Genomic DNA, 19,271 nt, shown 5'->3' on the forward strand with positions numbered 1-19,271 from the left:
ATGATTACAATGGAAGACATTATTAGAGAAGGCCATCCTACCTTAAGAATGGTTGCTAAAGAATTAACATTGCCCATTAGTGAAGAAGAAAAGCAACTAGGCAAAGATATGCTCCAATTTCTAAAAAACAGCCAAGACCCTGAAATTGCTGAAAAATACAACTTGCGTGCTGGAGTAGGACTTGCAGCACCTCAATTAGACATTTCAAAACGTTTGGTTGCTGTGCACATCCCTGGAATTGAAGAAGGAATTGACGAGCCAATCATTAGTGCTGTTATGGTCAATCCAAAGATCATCAGTCATTCAGTTCAAAGCGCTTGTTTAACTGAAGGTGAAGGTTGCTTATCTGTGGATCGTGAAGTACCAGGTTACGTACCTCGTCACAGCCGTATTACATTAACGTACTTTGACTTAGAAGGAGAACTTCACAAAACGCGTTTAAAAAATTATCCAGCGATTGTTATTCAACATGAAATTGATCATATCAATGGCATCATGTTTTATGATCACATCAATAAAGAACACCCTTTTAAAATCGATGACGATGTAAAGGTTATTTCTTAATACTAAAAAAACAGACGCCAGAACCTGTCCCCCTCCTACAGTAATTTACTTTAGGGGGGATTTTTGTGCGTTCGAATAGTAAACAGACAGTTACAGAACTAGAACAATCTATTCAACTGTATCTCAATGAAAGGATTAGAAAAAGACATTGAGAGAGAGATTAAGTTTTATAATACCAAGAGAGTAACGTTAAGAATGGGTATATCCATTCCAACATAAAAAGCCATGTATGATAAAAATCATACATGGCTTTTTATTTACCTGTCTACTTGACAGGGGCAGTTCAATTTAGGTCTCAAGCTTCCTTTTTAACTACCTTATAGGTCTTTTCCATTGGATTCAATGACTTTTTTGTACCAGTCAAAGGAATCTTTCTTACTGCGTTCCATCGTCCCATTACCTTCGTTATCACGGTCGACATAGATCATACCATAACGTTTTTTCATTTCTCCAGTAGTGAACGAAACGATATCAATGATGCCCCAAGGTGTATACCCCATCAATTCAACACCATCGTGATCTATCGCGATGCCCATTTGTTTAATGTGTTCACGCAAATAAGAGATACGAGCTTCATCATGGATGCTGCCGTCTTCTTCAACAGTATCAATCGCACCAAACCCATTTTCCACAATGAACAGTGGTATTTGATAACGATCCCAGAAACGATTCAACGTGTAACGCAAACCTACAGGATCAATCGTCCAACCCCAGTCACTAGCTTTTAGATAAGGATTGTCTACTTGATAAGGAATCTTTCCATGCACGTTAGCAGCTTCATCATCGATGTTTTTATCTTTATGATCAACCACATTAGACATATAGTAACTAAACCCTAGATAGTCCACTTTACCTTGTGCTAATATTTCAGCGTCACCTTCTTGAATGGGAATATTCAAGCCATCGCGTTCAAATTCTTTCAGCGTATAGTTTGGATAATACCCACGTACTTGTACATCTGGGAAGAAATAACGCAAATGCATCGATTCTTCAGCCAACATAGCATCTTCTGGATGAGCCGTTAATGGATAGATTGGTACATGAGATACCATCGCCCCAATTTGGAAATCAGAATTGATTTTGCGACCGATTTTCACTGATAGAGCACTTGCTAACAACACATGGTGCGCTGCAGTATACATCACTTCTTTAGCGTTTTCGCCTTCTTCAACTTGTACACCCACGTTTGTCCATAAGAAAATCGGGTTAGTATAGTCCATCATATTGTTAATTTCGTTAAACGTCATCCAGTATTTCACTTTATTTTTGTAACGCTCGAAAACTACTTCGGCAAATTTAACAAAGAAATCGACTACTTTACGGTTTCTAAATCCACCATAAGTTTGTGCTAAGTGAAGCGGCATTTCAAAGTGAGTTAGCGTAATGACCGGCTCAATACCATTTTTCAATAATTCATCAAATAAATCATCGTAAAATTGAAGTCCAGCTTCATTTGGTTCAGCTTCGTCACCTTTCGGGAAAATACGTGTCCAGTTGATAGATGTACGTAAACTGTTCAATCCCATTTCAGCGAACAATGCCACATCTTCTTTATAACGATTGTAAAAATCAATGGCTTCGTGATTCGGATAGAATTTACCCTCTTCAACCGTTTTGGTGATTTCGCGTGGCTTACCAGCTGCACCAGCTGTCATTACATCAGCGACGCTCGGTCCTTTACCACCTTGGTCCCAGCCACCTTCGAATTGGTGGGCGGCTAAAGCTCCGCCCCATAAGAAATCTTTTGGAAATTTAGACATTTGAACATCCTCCTATTTTTAATGGTTACTATTGTGCCTGTTGCTTCTTTTGATCGAGAGACCAATACATCTGCGTAGTCATCATTATTCGTTACAATGACTATTGTAATAGTCGGCAGATTAGTTGTTGCCTACAACATCCGTTTCTGTTGTACTCGATGGTACATCAGCTGCTTCTTCTACAGCGTCATCCCCATAACCAAAGATTTGAACTAATACAATTGGCAATACAAGAGCGATAACCGTTCCAGTTAACACTCCCCAGAAAGAAGATGGATGATCAGCACTGTACGTGTTGATGATGGTTAGAGGCCCCGGTAATCCTGTATACACAAACGAGAAAGAATTAAAGAAACTAGTTACCAACGAAGCAACTGCTCCCGTAACAATTCCAATAATAAATGGTTTCTTGAAACGCAAGTTAACCCCATAAATTGCTGGCTCAGTAATTCCGAATAAACCTGTAATGGCTGCAGATAAACTGACACTGCGGACTTCTTTTTTCTTTGTTTTTAAGAAAACGGCTAAAGCTGCTCCTACTTGAGAGATAACCGCAATCGTTTGATACACTTGGAAAGTGTCCATTCCATATTGTTCATGGTTAGCTAGAATGACTGGTGTAATTCCCCAGTGGACTCCCAGCAATACAAACAACTGCCATGCTCCCCCTATAATGATACCAGCTAAGGCTGGGAAAGAAACCGCTAAGGCTGTATAACCTGCTGCAACTACATTTGCTCCGGCTGCAGACAACGGTCCAATGACAATAATGGTTAACGGAACCGCAATCAAAATACTAAATAATGGTGTAAACAAGCGCGTTACGGCCTCTGGTAAAATGCGTTCTAAGATACGTTCCAAATACGATAATAACCATACCAGCAAAATAGCTGGGATAACCGTTGAAGTATAAACGGTTTCACTTAATGGCATACCGAAGAAAGAAATGGCTTCTCCTGCACCTGCGCGTTGCGCCAATTCCGAAAATCCTGGCGCTACCAAGGCAGCGTTTGCAAAAATTGCCGTATACGTATTTGTTTTAAAATGTTTAGACGCTGTTACCGCAATAAAAATTGGTAAGAATGTAAATGGTGACCAAGATACCACATCAAATACTTGATAAGTACCTGTTTCTACAATGCTTGGCCAAATCTGAGACAAAATGATCAAAGCCCCTTGAATCGTTCCGGCAGCTGCCAATACATAAACAAATGGCGCAAATACAGCTGACATCGTCGCGATGATTCGGCTAAAGATATTGCCTTTCTTCGTATCTTCTGTTGCTTCTTTCTTCTCTCCTCCAGTTAGTTCACTAAATTCATTGTAAACTTTATCTACTGTGTTTCCAATAACAATTTGGAATTGTCCACCTTTACGAACTACGTCAATAACCCCTGGCAGTTTTTTCACAGACTGGACCATCTCGTCGTCTTCTTCTTTCAGTACCAACCTTAAGCGTGTGGCACAGTGAGTCGAATTGGATATGTTTTTTTCTCCACCAATCTCTTCCAATATCCGCTTAGCTAAATCGCGGTTTTTATTTTCTTTCATGTTCATCCTCCTTTTCACTTAAAAAGTGTATGGGTATAATTTTATTTCTATAACCATATCATAAATTATACCCATACACTTTGTCAATACCCTTACAATTTAAAATATGCTATAATTCTAAATAAAGGAGCCAAAGTGATGAACAAATACCATGAAGTCGCCAACAAAATCAATACCTACATTCAAGAAAATAATTTAACACGTGGCCATAAATTGCCTACTCTCACTGAGTTAGAAGGTACATATGAAGTCAGTAAAAACACGATTATTAAAGCGCTGGAAGTTTTAGAAACAAATGGTGTGATTTACCAAGTAAGAGGCAGCGGTACATATGTACGTGGTCGTCACCGCAAAGGATTTGTGAATTTAACGGATGTTCAAGGATTCCATAGCATTTTTAGAGAATTCAATTTGTCTTCTGAAGTAATTGAATTAAAAGAAATCGAAGCACCTTCAAATGTCGCAGAAATACTTGAACTCACAGACCAAGAAACGATCTATTACATTAAACGCGTCCGCTACATCGAATCACGTCCCTTTTGTGTGGAAGAATCCTATTACCTCAAGACGGTCGTGCCTTATTTGAATGAAGAAATTGCCAGTCAATCTATTTTCAACTATTTAACTGAGGACCTAAAAATAAACATTCGTTTTTCAGATTTATTTATGCGTATCGGAAAATTAAATCAAGAAGAAGCAGCATATTTACAGTTGGAAACACACGATCCTTCTTTAACGATCGAAAGCATCTATTATTTAAACAGTGGTCGTCCATTCAATTATTCCAATATCAAATACCATTACGAAGAAGCTCAATTCTTTGTGCAAGGGAATAATTTTTAAATTAGATTTGAACTATCAATATAAACAAATACTTTTCTAAAGGAGACAGACTAAATGTCAGAAGAACTCACTCAAGAAATGCTCGATGAACTATATGGCCACATCATCGTTTTGCATAAACCTGTCTTTTCTTTTACGAAATGCCTAACGACTTATTCAAAAGAAGATATGATCGCAATAGCTACTGACCTTCGTTATAAAGTGCGCCGCAGTAAAACAAAAACCGTTATTGCCGAAGATTTCTTCAAAGAACTATCTCTTAAAAGCCAGCATCAATTATCTTTTCAACCTAAAGAAGCCATTCAACTCCTACAAGAACTGATGAATGGTCCGAAAGAAATTAATCTCATACCTTTCTCCCGCAAAAATCCGGACTTATTTGATTTACTTTATTTTCGTTGGGTATTCTTATTTTATTACGAAGATACTTATACCCTAGTACTGCCACACGAGACCAAAGAGATGTTGCAAAACTTTATTGACGATCCTGATTTCAAAGAAGAACATAAAAGGAAAAATCTACTCCATGGATACGTAGAGGCGTTTATGAACCTGTACGGCACTTTTGAAACGGACTTTTTCTTAAAAGTATGGAATCAACACAACCAACAATACCCATTAGAACTTAATGGATTATTGTTTGAATTAATTGGGTTAGCTTGGTTTAATGAACAACTAAGGTTTACAGATAATCTAGAATACATTTTTGATAATTCTGCTATGGATGAAAATGAAGTACCCTTTTTCATGTCGAGTTCTTCACACCACGATTATTACCAACCAACTAAAGCTGATATTGACTATTTTGCTCACCATGAATTTGACGAGCGAACTGCTCAATACAAAAAAATGAGTCGATTTTTCGCTAAGAAGTTGAATTCAGAAAAACTTGTAGCTGTCATGGATATGATTATGATTTATATTAAACTGGATTTAGCCACGCAGGGTCTAGTTGAAGAACTAGACAGTCAATTTGGCATTGTTTTTGATGGTGTGAAAGACGTAGAAGAATTCAGCTATCTATATTCAAACTTAAACAACCATTCGCGCAAATGGTCCAATCGAGGCCATACGCCAAAAGAACTAACTAAAAATCATAGTACATTGTCCTCTGTTCCTAATAATGTTATTCCTTTTACGAATAAGAACACTGGAAAGCAAGAACCTATCCAAGTAAAAAAAATTGGCCGAAATGAGCCTTGTCCTTGTGGTAGCGGAAAGAAATACAAACATTGTCATGGGAAGTAACTATTAAGAAAAAAGCCAACAAGCAATTTTCTGCTTGTTGGCTTTTTACATACTAATGCTATTCAAAGTCAGTGTATTTATTATTATTCCCCTTACTTTTACTTACCGGGTATTTATCATTGTTTTTTTTTAATTTTTCATCAATGATCGAATCAATATTTAAATTGAGGTTATCTGCCAACATATGAGAATAAATTAATACATCTGCTAACTCTTCCTTGATCCGTTCTAAGTTAAATTCTTTTACTTCTTCGGCTGATTTCCATTGAAATAATTCAAGTAATTCTGAAGCTTCTAGTGAAATAGAGATAGCTAAATCTTTTTCATTATGAAATTGACGCCAATCTCTATCATCTCTGAACTTATTCACCTTTTCCATACTACTTTTCTCATTATCCATCGCTTTTTTACCCCTTTGCTGCATTTATTAGCGCTTTTTGAAGTTCCTCATCTACCGCGTAAATATATAAACCATTTACTCCTCTTGTTAAAAGCACATTTAATTCGTTTTTTAACAACATATCAGAGAACTGTTCTTTTTTTCCGTTCTTTAATGTTCTTTGGCGAGTAGCTTTTTTGTTTTGACTGAAACTTCTATCGAATACGATTTCTCCATTTCTATATTTTACAGAAGGACCTATAATCACACCTGCATAATTTAGGTCAAATCCTTGAATAGTAAATGTAGAACCCACTTCATAAATAGTTTGTTCTTGTTCTGCCCAAGAAAGGTTTCTATTCTTTCTCTTTTGCTCCTTCATTTGAGGCAGTTGTAGATTCCAAGGTAGAGACCAATCCCCTATCTTAACTCTCCAATAATCATCTTTTTCTGGTTTTCTCTTATCAACGTACTCCCAATCAAATGTTGCAGTAATTCGGGAAATACCTGAATTTTCATCTTTTGCTTTTTCTCTAATAGCTTCATATAACTCTTTAGGATGATTAAAGATTTTCAAATCATATCCTTTAATATCCTTGAGAATAGGATTGATTTTTCTATCATCAATCATCGACCTTATCCAATTAATAGTGCTCTGACTCGCGTTAATCCTCATTTGATTTTCTAAATGAATAAAATTTCCTTTTAAATTCGCCTCATGTTCTAAAGTAAGCAGTTCCTCTTCTTCCCAATATTGTTCAGTAGTGAGAACTTGATTGATATCAAATACCGCTACCACTACTTTTGCTCTCTCCATTAAATCATACAGCTGGTTCTTTCCTCTATAAGATTGCTTACCTTGTGTCCATAACAAATGAGCCTCATCTACAATAACAACATCTGCTTTTTCCTTTGGAGTATGATTATTGATAAACGTAGTTGGTTTACTGACTAAATTAGGCACTTTCTTAGACGTAATACCTAATTTATTTGCAATTTGTTGATAAACTTTCAACTGTTGCTCATGATTTACCAACAAATAACTATTTGCTTCTTGTAAAACAATATTCTCTGACTCTTCTTGAGCTAGCTGTTTTAATTCGTAAAAAAGACTGCTCATTAAAACTGTTTTGCCTGAACCAGCTTCTCCTGTTACTAAAATCAATTCTCCTGACTGGTTTCTCGTTAAAGCCTCCATAATTTTTAAGATAACTTTATCCTTAGCTTGGATTTGTTCATCACTTAGTTTATGAAATGGCGAAGCTTTAAATAGAGCAGAGTCTTTGATTATTTTTTCAACAGGGAAAAGAGTTTTATTCTTTTTTCTTAATTTTCTCCAAATCTTAGAAAAAATCTCATCTAATTTATCTACCGTATAATACTCTTTTTGTTGATTGGTTCTTCGATTATACACGGATTGAACCGAATCGATACTAGACATATACATCATTAATTTATTTTCAATATCTAATGTCAATGATTTATTAAAATAATTATGGCCTATTATGTACATTTTTGAATCATCCGACTTTGCGAGGCTTTCCCAATCTTCCCGTTTTTTGGGATCTTCAATAAGATGTTGTTTGGTTCTTTGTCTTATATCAGAAGTTTCTCCGATATAAACTGAAAATTCGCGACTCTTTTTCTCATCATGAACGATGTAAACCGTGGGATAATCCAATAGGTATTTTGCATTAGGTCCTTCTTCTTGAAGAATTCCACCTTCTAAACTTTTCACTGCTTCGTAGCTATAATCTGTTTCATAGATGACTGGATTAGAGATTTTACTCATTTCTTCACATTCCTCTCAAAGCACAAACTTATTACTACAATAACTTTTCTCAGTTTATTCTAATTCTATGCTCGCATTTAAATTAATATCACTTTAAAATAAATGGTACCTAAACGTTAGTTGTCATACTACTCCTCTTCAAGTGTAATTTAACAAACAAAATTAATTATCAAACATTAGTTTTGGGTTATATTATTACCATTAAAAGATGAGGGTACTTTTATGTCAATACTAGAATTAAAAATAACCATTAATTTTTTCAGCTAATTCAAAAAGAGCTTCAAAAAGACTTTCTTTACTAGGTAATTAAACTCAATTTCTTGGTCTGAATAAAAAAACTTACTTTATTGCCTTATATACTAGGTTTAAACCCCAATAATCCATCAACAAAAGATGCCATCTCTTGCCGTTCAGTTTTATCTAATTCTTTCCTAGCGGCACACTGAACAGTACCCAATTTTCACTAGACATAAAATCATCATCATAGAGATCTTCACCAAAACTATTAGGAACTTTTTTAGAATTACCAGTTAATAACACATGTGCAAGGTCGTTGTAGTTCTTCGAAAATCTATAGAATTAATTCTTTGAAGTTAGAATTAATCTTTTAAAAATCCATTTTCGCAATTTCCTTTCAAGTATGTTGTTACTATTTTACTACAATAATACTAAGAATATATGATTATTTATTTTTTTCTATAAATACTGTATTAATCACACCCTATCTCTACATTGAATCCAATTCTCAAAGATCTCATCTGAATAGTGTTTGATAATAAAGAAATCACTATCTACTCCTGCAATTTTAAAACTACACTTTTGATACAAGACTAATTGACCTAAACTAAAATTCCCTGTCCCTACTTCGATTGTTTTACAACCTCTTTGCACAGCTTGCTTAACAGCACCCTGTACTAACTTCTTTATAAAATCGGGCCTTTATTTTTAGTGTTGATAGATTATTCAAAATACTCACCAAATATTTCTGGAGGAATAGGGTTGCTTGTAGTCCTGTATAGGATTCAATGAGAATTATAAACGGTTAACGCTTCAGCGATTACGGTTTATTTGAAGCTTGAAAGTCTGTAAGACTACAGGCTTACAGGCGGTCCCACGGCTCCACAAGCAAACCCGTCCATTCCAGAAGAAATTTTATTTTGAAGCATCCACACCATTTGTCATACAACCATAAAATCTGCCTAAAAAAAAGGTAAGTCACTATAACATAGCGACTTACCTTTTTATTAAACTATAAGTTATCTATCAGAAAATTATTTAGATACTTTAGATTCAAGACCTTCAGCTTTTAAGAATTCACTAAATGGTACTAATTCTTCAGCTTCATATTTTTCTCTGTAAGCTTTAATTTCTTCAGCACTATACAATGTAGGGTCTAATTTCAATGTTTCCACCGGAATTGGACGTTCTTTTGTAATTTTAGCATCGATTACTACTGTTTTACCTTCTTTAGAAGCTTTAACAGCATCAGCCATTACTTGATCCATATCTTCAATACGGCTTACTGTGAAACCAACTGCACCTTGTGCGTCTGCAATTTTTGCGTAGTCTACATCAGTAAATTCAGTACCAAAAGTATTTTTGTTTGTATCTTCATATTTGTTCTTGATGAATCCATATTCAGTGTTTGTGAATACTACGTTGATAACAGGCATGTTGTAACGTACATTAGTAACAACATCTGGGTAGTTCATTGAAAACGCACCATCACCCATTAAGTTAAATGCTTGACGATCAGGATATACGTTCTTAGCAGCAATACCACCAGGAAGCGCAATACCCATAGAAGCAAACAATGGAGAAGTTCTCCACATATTCTTAGGAGTCATGTGTAAGTGACGGATAGATGTTTGAGTTGAGTTCCCAACATCAATTGAATAAATTGCATCTTCGTCAGCGTGATTGTTGATAGCATTGTATACTTGATAAAGTTGTAATGGACCATTTTCTTTTGTTTCCAACTTAGTCATGTAGTCACGCCAGTTTTGAATGTTTTTCAAGTTAGCATTCCACCAAGCTGATTCTTCAACAGGTGCTACTTTTTCAAGCAATGAATGAACTGCTTCACCAGCATCTCCAAGAATAGCAACATCTGCATTATGGCGTTTACCAAGCATTGTTGGGTTGTTGTCGATTTGGATGAAGTTTTCAACATTTGCGAAAGTATTTTCTACTTCAGCAAATGGGAAGTTTGAACCAACGAAAAGAACTGTATCTGCTTCTTTAACAGCTTCGTTAGCTGGTTTCCAACCAACACGGTATGTTGAACCAGTTAATCCTTCAAAGTTGTAATCGAAAGTTTCAAAGTTTTTACCAGTTGTAATAACTGGAGCTTTAAGTTTACGAGATAATTCTTGAACCGCTGGACCATGTCCCATAGTTCCGATACCTGCATAAATAACAGCGCGTTTAGAATTGTTTAATACTTCAACAGCTGCGTCAATATCCGCTTCGTTGATTGCAGAAGAAACGTAATCACGGAAGCTGTGGCCTGAAGAGTAGAATGCATCGTTATCGATTTCATGGTAACCGAAATCACCAGGTACTTCTAATACAGCTACTCCACGTTTAGAGATAGCAGTACGAATTGCGTCGTCTATCAATTTTGGTAATTGTTCAGCGTAAGCAACACGACGGTTGTATACTGCGATATGATCAAACATTGGATTTTGGTTTAATTCTTGGAACGCATCCATGTTAAGTTCTCTTTGAGGACGAGATCCTAAGATAGCTAAAACTGGTGTATTATCCATCGCTGCATCATAAAGACCATTGATTAAGTGAGAAGCACCAGGGCCACCTGATCCAACACAAACACCCAATTTCCCACCGAATTTCCATTGCATTACAGCTGCCATTGCTCCAACTTCTTCATGTTTTACTTGAAGGAATTTGATGTCTGTTTCTTGTTGATCACCTAAAGCTTCCATTAAAGGGGCTAAAGTTCCTGAAGGGATTCCATAAATTGTATCTATTCCCCATCCTGCCATCACTTTTAGTGAAGCTGTACTAATGTTAGTTTTGCCTTCTGTCATTTTGATAATCCTCCTAGATAAATTTCACAATATTAAATGCAAATCCAATTCTATCACGTTTAAATTAAGAATCAAGGTTTATTTCCCATTAAATTCCATTTCTGTGAAAAAATGTACAGATTTTTTAACCTAATCTAACTAACAACTCAAAAAACCACCATTTATTCTACATATTTACAAATAAAAATAATAAATCGCTCAATTTTCGTAGATAGAAATTAGTACCTGATCTGTAGAACGAAAAAAATATAGATATGAAAATATCCAAGGTGGGGACGGGGTATTAAGATAATAAGCTAGTAATCTATTTATTGGGGGTGGCTTTTTTATTTTGATTTATTTTTAGATTTTTTACTATCCATACCTGCACCAACTGCAACACCAAGAGCAATACCTATAGCGATTCCTACCGCCAAATTATCAAATACTAGTCCTAAAGCAGCGCCAAACGCAAGACCCAAAGACATGCCTAAAGCAAGATAAGTCATTTCATCCGTCTTTTTTTCATCATTTTTCTGTTTACTGTCTTTGTTATTTAAGTCTGCCATAAGAAAATCCCTCCTTATATTTTTATTTTAGCATATAAGGTAGGAGAGTCTATTAATCTAGGTTTAAAATATAACTTTTTATGTGGGATAGAAAAGAGATAGGCATAACAAAACCCTATCTCCTAATTGAGGTAGGGTTTATTTTTTATCCAATGTTAGGATTTACCGGTCCCGTCGATTCTTCAAACCGATTTAAAGTTAATTTAATTTGCTCTAATTCACCTTCAGAAGATGCTGAAGATTCCTCAATTACATCTAATTTTTCTGCAATATAATCAAGCTTATCGTAAATCTTCTCTAATATTTCTACAGTTTTATCATCCATGCTCAACACTCCTTCATAATTTTACCTACATTGTAATCCTTATCTTCAGATAAATATATAAAGTTGTTTTAAAACATACACTTTTTGTGTAGCAGTTTTCTGCCTTTATAAATCCACAACTGCCAATATTTAGTAGGTTGTCTATTAAATTTGGATGACTAGATGACCATGAAAAGGACTTTAATTCAAGAAATCCTTAAGAACTAAGAGAACCAATAACAAACGTGGAATGAGTCGTGAAATGAAAAAAAAAGCCGTTAAAACGTCTTTTTAAAAATTATGTAATGGAGTCTACGGGAATTGAACCCGTATTAACTGGCTGCCAGCCAGTCGTAATCCCATTATACCAAGACCCCAGAGTAGAATGCTTCAGCCAATAATCTACTGATTCATCCCCTCAATGTAAATAAACCGGAATTTATTTATTGATTATATCAAACCCAGTTCTTTCAATGCAATAGAAATTCCATCTTCATTACAACTTTTTGTTACTTTATCGGCTCTCAACTTTACACTTTCTAAAGCATTTCCCATAGCTACTCCAGTTCCAACTTTTTCAATCATTTCTAAATCATTTAAGCCGTCACCAAATGCAATGATGTCTTCTACACCATATCCATTTTCTAAAGCTACTCTCAAAACTGTATTCGCTTTTGATCCGTCATGCGGTAATACATCTACTCCAGAATCATGCCATCTGACAAAGCGGAATTTTGAAAACTGACCACTTTCATAAAATTGTTTTTCGTCCTCGCGGTAAAAGAGCAAACATTGAACTAAAGAGTTGTTTAAGTAAAAATCTCGATCGTATTTAGGAACGCCATAACCTACAGATTTCATAGCTGTTGTAATTTTAACATCAGCTTCCTCATTCCTTCTTCTCAGCTTAGCTGGTGTTTCATAAATGATTTGATGGTTATTCGAATCTGCTACTTGAATAAGTTTTTCTAGTTGAGCCTGATCCAACGGGTTTTCGTAAACTTGTTCGTTATGTAAGTATCCTGCTGCTCCATTACAAACAACATAATGGCTAATTTCTAATTCATCGATGATATTTTGAGCCATAAATAAATTTCGTCCAGTAGCAATAGCTACTTCATGACCGTTATTTTTTAGTTCTTTAATCGCTAATTTGGTGCTCTCTGGGATGTTTTTTTGATCATTGACTAATGTTCCATCGATATCAAAAAAAATCATTTTCTTTTGCATGTTTAAGTACTTCCTTTCTATTGCTGCCTATAAGACAATTGTACCCTTTTATCTTCCAGACTACTAGGCCGAAAAAAAAATCATGAAAGTCCATTCATACTGGACTTCCATGATTTTTCCACTTGGCTGTTACTCTTCTTCACTAAACTGGCTATTGTATAGATTTGCATAAAAAGCTCCTTTTTCAAGCAGTTCTTCATGCGTTCCTTGTTCAATGATTTCACCTTGATCCATGACTAAAATCAAATCAGAGTCTCGGATCGTAGATAAACGATGGGCAATGACAAAGCTTGTTCTGCCTTCCATAACTTTTTTCATCGCTTTTTGAATCAAACTTTCTAAACGTGTATCTACTGAGCTAGTCGCTTCATCTAGAATCAATATTTTCGGATTGGAAATCACTGCACGCGCAATGGTCAACAGCTGTTTTTGTCCTAATGAAACATTTGAGGTCTCTTTGTTCAATTTCATATTGTATCCATCAGGCAATGTCCGTATAAAATGATCAACGTTCGCTGTCTTGGCTGCTTCCACCACTTCTTCATCAGTTGCATCTAGTTTACCAAAGCGAATATTTTCAGCAATCGTTCCACTATAGACCCAAGCATCTTGTAAAACCATTCCAAATAACGAACGAACATCTTGTCTGGACATTGATTTTGTATCGATACCATCAATTTTGATGGCCCCTTTATCAACATCATAGAAACGCATCAATAAATTGATCAATGTCGTTTTTCCTGCTCCTGTAGGTCCAACAACGGCTACCGTTTGCCCTTTTTTCACCGACACATTTAAATCAGTGATCAATGGTTTTTCTTTGTCATAACCAAAAGCAACATGTTCAAAATCTACATTACCTTCTATGGTAGCCGGTAATACGTAATCTGGTTCATTCATGATTTCTTCTGGTTCATCTAAAATTTCAAACACACGATTAACCGCTGCTGCTGCACTCTGTATAACACCAGATAGTTGTGTGATTTGAGAAATAGGCTGGTTAACTTGCCAAATGTATTGAGTAAAGGCTTGTAAGTTTCCTAAAGACAAGTTCCCCATAATAACCAAGTACCCACCGCCGACTGCAATACCAAAATAAGCCAGATTGGATACAAATCCTACTAAAGGACTCATTATCCCAGAGATAAAAGCAGCTTTGAAACCATAGTTATTCAACGTTGCATTGATTCCTTTAAATTCTTCTAATTTGTCTTTTTCTTTTCCATAAAGTTTAATCTCAGTAAATCCACTAAAACTTTCTTGCACGTGTCCATTCATCGCTCCTAGTGATTCTTGCTGCCCTTTAAAATAAGGTTGCGATTTTTTGATAATGGCTTTTGAAATAATAAAAGAAAGTGGAATGGTTACCATAATCACTATCGCTAATGGAACAGAGATATACAACATCATTGTTATAGCAAACACAATTCCCATAAATGAATTAACCATTTGAATCAGACTTTGTTGCATCGCATTACTGATGGAATCAACATCGTTTGTGACACGACTCAATATATTCCCTTGTTGATTTCGGTCAAAGTAAGAGACAGGAAGTCGATTGATCTTTAGTTCAATTTCATTTCTTAAATCACGCATGGTATTTTGAACTACATTCGTCATAATATACGAAGATAAATACAAGGTAATTTGATAAATAGCTGCCATACCCAAGATAATGATGACAATGTTACGAATATAAGGAAAATTAACTCCAGCATTCGGTACATTGTTCAACATATCCGAAACATTTTTGCCTAACTCTGTCATAGCTAATCCAATAATGTAAGGCTGTAGAGCATTTACGATCATGCAGACAACGGTTAATGCGATAGCAGATAGAAAACCAAGTTTATAAGGTTTGATATACTGCCAAATTCGGCGTAATGAACCTTTCATATGACTCATTCTAACTCCTCCTTCGACAACTGTGATGAGGCAATATCATAATAGACATCAGATTTTTTCAATAATTCTGCATGCGTTCCTTGAGCAACTACCACACCTTTATTTAATACAATAATATTATCTGCATGCATAATGGTACCCACTCGTTGGGCAACAATCAAGACTGCAGCATTTTTAGTTTCCATTTTTAAACGTGCTCTTAATTTTGCATCTGTTTGATAGTCCAGTGCAGAAAAACTATCATCAAAAATATAAATATCCGGTTTTTTTATGATGGCACGTGCTATCGATAGTCGTTGTTTTTGCCCACCAGACATATTGCTTCCGCCTTCAGATAAAAACTCATCAAACTGATTCGGTTTTTTCAAAATAAAATCTTTTGATTGAGAAATATCTGAAGCTTCTTCAACTTCTTTATTGTCAGCATTCCATTTCCCATAACGCATATTGTCAGTAATTGTTCCGGTAAACAATAAAGCTTTTTGAGGAATGTAGCCTATTTTTTGGCGTAACGCACTTAATTTGTAGTCTCTAACATCTACTCCATCGACTAAAATACGGCCTTTCGTAACGTCGTAAAAACGAGGAATCAACTGAATCAAGCTCGATTTCCCACTACCTGTACTCCCAATAAATGCAGCAGTTTCACCAGGTCTCACTGTAAAACTCACATTTTCGATAACCGGTTCTTCGGTATTTCCAGGATAAGCGAATGTCACGTCTTCAAAAGTCAAGTAACCATGTGTTTCAGTTTCCGTTATGCCATTTTCATTTTCTGTAATAGACGGTAAAGTATTTAATATTTCTTCGATCCGTCTAGCAGAAACGGCTGCTCTTGGGTACATAGTAAAAATATTAGCAAACATCATAAATGAAAAGAGAGCATGAAAAATATATTCTATAAATGCAACTAAACTTCCTACTTGAAGATCCCCAGTATTTATTTCTATAGCCCCTAACCAAATAACAACCACAAAAATACAGTTAAAAATAATCGAAAAAGTTGGCATGGCTAAAGCCATCAGTTTAAATAATTTTTTAGAAACATTCATATAATTGTCATTAACTTGATAAAATCTGCTTTCTTGAAACTTTTCTTTTACAAAAGCACGAATCACTCTTAAGCCTGTTAAATTTTCGCGTAAATTTAAGTTGATTTCATCCAAATTAATTTGTTGTCTATTAGATAATGGCGCAGAATGCTTTCCAATGAAATAAACGATACCAATTAAAAAAGGGACTGCAATCAACACGACATATGACAATGATGGACTGGTTCGAATAATCATGATAAAACTTGAAATGAACATTAGCGGTGTCATCATTCCTACTCGTAAAACCATCTGCATGAAAACCATAATTTGAAATGCATCATTTGTTGTGCGTGTCACTAATGATGAGACGCCAAATTCGTTGTATTCTTTGTGGGAAAAAGATTGTACTTTTTCAAAAATATCATTACGAATATCACGAACGAGTCTAGTAGTGATTCTACTAACGGTATACGCTAGACCGATTAACCCAATCAATCCAATAATAGAAATGACAAACATCCATTTTCCATAATAGGCTACAACGTCAAAATCATTAAACATCAATCCTTTATTGATTAGCTGTGCCAACAAAGTGGGCAATCCTAGTTCAATCAAGATGAAGCCAAAAACGCACAAAAAATTTAACAAGACTAATTTTTTATACTTCATTGTATATCTCCACATTAAATTCATTTTCTCATCTCCCTTAAAAAATTAGTCTATCGCTGATGATTTTGTATTTTTTACCTTTAAAACCAAAAATATAATTTCAGTCTATTTATAGCCTGTATCGTCAAAAAACATCTATTACAATATAGCATATTTTCTTCTGAGTACGAATAGCCAATTTCTATTATTTTTCGTACCAACTAACTTTCTATACTTAATTAATGAATTATGGTAAAATAAATTTAGCTGTTGTGTACTTACCACAACCACTAGTTCGGGAAAAAACTAAACTGAATAAGAGAAGAATCAGAATTTTTTTCTAGTAGCTTTACATTCATGTTAAGGAATTAAACTGACGTGGTTTTCGTTTATCATCTTTGAATAAACTTCATAGATTGATTTTTTTGTAATGCAAAACACTTCACCAATTTTTTTATAAAAAAAGACTAACGTTCTACCTATTTAGAGAGAACGTATATAGAGGAGAGAAATAAATGATTTTTAAAGTCAATTATCAAGAAACAAAATTAAGAAATCCAAAAAGAGAAGACACTCAAACACTTTATTTAGAAGCAGGAAGTGTTGTTGAAGCACGTGAATTGGTTGAACAAAATACCCCCTACAATATTGAACTTGTTCAACAAATTGATGGAAAGTATCTTGAATACGAACAAAATAGTCCAGATTTCAAGTTAGTGGAGTTTAACTAATGAAACCTTCTATAAAAAATAATGAAGCTGCTGTCTTTGCCATTGGGGGTTTAGGGGAAATTGGTAAAAATACGTATGGTGTTCAATTTCAAGATGAAATCATCATTATTGACGCCGGTATTAAATTTCCTGAAGACGACTTATTAGGAATCGATTATGTTATTCCTGATTACAGTTACATCGTTCAAAATATCCATAAAGTTAAAGCTTTAGTTATCACACATGGACATGAGGATCATATTGGAGGCATTCCTTTCTTATTAAGACAAGCCAATATTCCAATTTATGCCGGTCCATTAGCTTCTGCTTTAATTCGTAACAAATTAACTGAACACGGTTTATTGCGTGATACAGTATTGCATGAAATTGGTGAAGATGACGTCATAAAATTCCGTAAAACAAGTGTTAGTTTTTTCAGAACGACACACAGTATTCCCGAAGCTTTTGGTATTGTCGTTAAGACACCACCCGGCAACATCGTTCTAACTGGAGATTACAAATTTGATTTTACTCCAGTGGGCAAACCAGCAAACTTGCACAGAATGGCTAAAATAGGCGATGAAGGTGTACTAGCTCTTTTATCTGATAGTACTAATGCTGAAATCCCTACTTTCACTAAATCTGAACAAGTCGTTGGAGAATCGATTACAAGTATCATGCAAAAAGTAGAAGGCCGTATCATTTTTGCGACTTTTGCTTCTAACATTTCTCGTCTGCAACAAGTTGCAAATGCAGCAATCAAAACAGGACGCAAAATAGCTGTTTTTGGTCGTAGTATGGAATCGTCTGTTACAACTGGTCGTCAATTAGGCTATATCACTGCTCCAGAAGAAACATTTATTGAACCTAGAGAAATTAATCGCCTTCCTGCAAAGGAAAGTATTATTTTATGTACAGGATCACAAGGTGAGCCTATGGCAGCCTTGAGTCGTATCGCTAACGGTACCCATCGTCAAATTTCTATTCAACCTGGTGATACAGTAATTTTTTCTAGCTCTCCTATCCCTGGGAATACTTCAAGTGTAAATCGTGTCATTAATTTACTCTCTGAAGCTGGTGCAGATGTTATTCATGGAAGAGTAAATAATGTTCATACTTCTGGACATGGTGGTCAACAAGAACAAAAATTGATGCTTCGTTTAATGAAACCTAAATACTTTATCCCTGTTCATGGTGAATACAGAATGCAAAAAATTCATGCGGGTCTTGCTGAATTAGTAGGAATTCCTAAAGAAAATTCTTTCATCTTAGATAATGGCGATGTTATAGCTTTAACGGCTGATTCAGCTAGAGAGGCTGGACACTTCGAAGCTGGAGATGTCTATGTAGATGGTAAAGGAATCGGAGACATCGGGAACGTCGTTTTACGTGACCGTAAGTTGCTATCTGAAGAAGGATTGGTTGTCGTCGTTGTAACGATCGATTACAAATCTAAAGAAGTATTAGCAGGTCCTGATATCTTGTCTCGCGGATTTATTTATATGCGCGAATCTGGAGAATTAATTAATGATGCACAACAAGTTATGACTAAAAGTTTAAATAAAAGTTTAGCAAACGATAAAGTTACCGAACAATCTTTAAAAAATACAATTATCGAAAGTTTAAAACCATTCTTATTTGAACGTACTGAAAGACATCCTATGATTTTACCGGTTATTATGCCAGTTTAATCCAAAAAAAA

Annotated in this window: 14 protein-coding genes, 1 tRNA gene and 1 pseudogene; 5 read left to right on the top strand and 11 right to left on the bottom strand. The window is 35.2% G+C overall.

Annotated features, from left to right (window positions below; all coding sequences use genetic code 11):
• Complete coding sequence (gene def / locus ABS916_RS01555) at window positions 1–564, top strand: peptide deformylase (protein ID WP_350450235.1); 564 nt, start codon at window positions 1–3, stop codon at window positions 562–564.
• A 317-nt stretch (window positions 565–881) separates the two neighbouring features.
• On the opposite strand, the gene ABS916_RS01560 is transcribed toward def, so the two are convergent.
• Window positions 882–2,324 (bottom strand): 6-phospho-beta-glucosidase, encoded by a 1,443-nt coding sequence (locus tag ABS916_RS01560; RefSeq protein WP_350450236.1) that lies wholly within the window; start codon window positions 2,322–2,324, stop codon window positions 882–884.
• A gap of 120 nt (window positions 2,325–2,444) precedes the next feature.
• Window positions 2,445–3,875, bottom strand: coding sequence for a PTS transporter subunit EIIC (locus tag ABS916_RS01565; RefSeq protein ID WP_350450237.1), 1,431 nt, complete (start codon window positions 3,873–3,875; stop codon window positions 2,445–2,447).
• A gap of 138 nt (window positions 3,876–4,013) precedes the next feature.
• Between ABS916_RS01565 and ABS916_RS01570 the strand changes: the two genes are divergently transcribed.
• Together ABS916_RS01570 and ABS916_RS12870 are read left to right on the top strand one after the other, a co-directional pair.
• On the top strand, window positions 4,014–4,718 hold the full coding sequence (locus tag ABS916_RS01570; protein WP_350450238.1) for a GntR family transcriptional regulator: 705 nt from the start codon (window positions 4,014–4,016) through the stop codon (window positions 4,716–4,718).
• A 1,140-nt stretch (window positions 4,719–5,858) separates the two neighbouring features.
• Window positions 5,859–5,966 (top strand): annotated as a pseudogene (locus tag ABS916_RS12870) (SEC-C metal-binding domain-containing protein); the annotation flags it as partial.
• A gap of 58 nt (window positions 5,967–6,024) precedes the next feature.
• Here ABS916_RS12870 and ABS916_RS01580 read toward each other — a convergent pair.
• From ABS916_RS01580 to ABS916_RS01620, 9 genes are all read right to left on the bottom strand, one after another.
• The gene (locus ABS916_RS01580; RefSeq protein ID WP_350450240.1) at window positions 6,025–6,366 is read right to left on the bottom strand and encodes a nucleotide pyrophosphohydrolase; all 342 of its coding nucleotides are present in this window, start codon (window positions 6,364–6,366) and stop codon (window positions 6,025–6,027) included.
• Between the two features lie 7 nt (window positions 6,367–6,373).
• A complete protein-coding gene (locus ABS916_RS01585; protein WP_350450241.1) occupies window positions 6,374–8,137 on the bottom strand; it encodes a DUF2075 domain-containing protein in 1,764 nt (587 codons plus the stop codon).
• 1,271 nt (window positions 8,138–9,408) lie between these two features.
• Window positions 9,409–11,190, bottom strand: coding sequence for a pyruvate oxidase (spxB, locus tag ABS916_RS01590; RefSeq protein ID WP_350450242.1), 1,782 nt, complete (start codon window positions 11,188–11,190; stop codon window positions 9,409–9,411).
• A gap of 326 nt (window positions 11,191–11,516) precedes the next feature.
• Window positions 11,517–11,738 (bottom strand): glycine zipper domain-containing protein, encoded by a 222-nt coding sequence (locus tag ABS916_RS01595; protein ID WP_350450243.1) that lies wholly within the window; start codon window positions 11,736–11,738, stop codon window positions 11,517–11,519.
• A 145-nt stretch (window positions 11,739–11,883) separates the two neighbouring features.
• Window positions 11,884–12,063 (bottom strand): hypothetical protein, encoded by a 180-nt coding sequence (locus ABS916_RS01600; RefSeq protein WP_350450244.1) that lies wholly within the window; start codon window positions 12,061–12,063, stop codon window positions 11,884–11,886.
• Window positions 12,064–12,348: 285 nt separating this feature from the next.
• Window positions 12,349–12,419 (bottom strand) — tRNA-Ala (locus ABS916_RS01605).
• Window positions 12,420–12,492: 73 nt separating this feature from the next.
• On the bottom strand, window positions 12,493–13,272 hold the full coding sequence (locus ABS916_RS01610) for a Cof-type HAD-IIB family hydrolase (RefSeq protein WP_350450245.1): 780 nt from the start codon (window positions 13,270–13,272) through the stop codon (window positions 12,493–12,495).
• Window positions 13,273–13,401: 129 nt separating this feature from the next.
• Entirely contained in the window at window positions 13,402–15,177 is a 1,776-nt protein-coding gene (locus ABS916_RS01615) for an ABC transporter ATP-binding protein (RefSeq protein WP_350450246.1), read from the bottom strand.
• Window positions 15,174–16,904 carry an ABC transporter ATP-binding protein gene (locus ABS916_RS01620; RefSeq protein ID WP_350450247.1) on the bottom strand — a complete coding sequence of 577 codons (1,731 nt, stop codon included), beginning with the start codon at window positions 16,902–16,904 and terminating at the stop codon, window positions 15,174–15,176. The genes ABS916_RS01615 and ABS916_RS01620 overlap by 4 nt, the downstream gene beginning before the upstream one ends.
• 470 nt (window positions 16,905–17,374) lie before the next feature.
• Here ABS916_RS01620 and ABS916_RS01625 point away from each other — a divergent pair, with 470 nt between their 5' ends.
• Both ABS916_RS01625 and rnjA read left to right on the top strand, forming a co-directional pair.
• Complete coding sequence (locus ABS916_RS01625) at window positions 17,375–17,590, top strand: DNA-directed RNA polymerase subunit epsilon (RefSeq protein ID WP_350450248.1); 216 nt, start codon at window positions 17,375–17,377, stop codon at window positions 17,588–17,590.
• Window positions 17,590–19,260, top strand: a complete 1,671-nt coding sequence (gene rnjA, locus ABS916_RS01630) for a ribonuclease J1 (protein ID WP_350450249.1) — start codon at window positions 17,590–17,592, stop codon at window positions 19,258–19,260. Before ABS916_RS01625 ends, rnjA begins: the two co-directional genes overlap by 1 nt.
• Window positions 19,261–19,271 lie beyond the last annotated feature (11 nt).

The organism is Carnobacterium sp., from assembly GCF_040274945.1.
Lineage (GTDB): Bacteria > Bacillota > Bacilli > Lactobacillales > Carnobacteriaceae > Carnobacterium_B.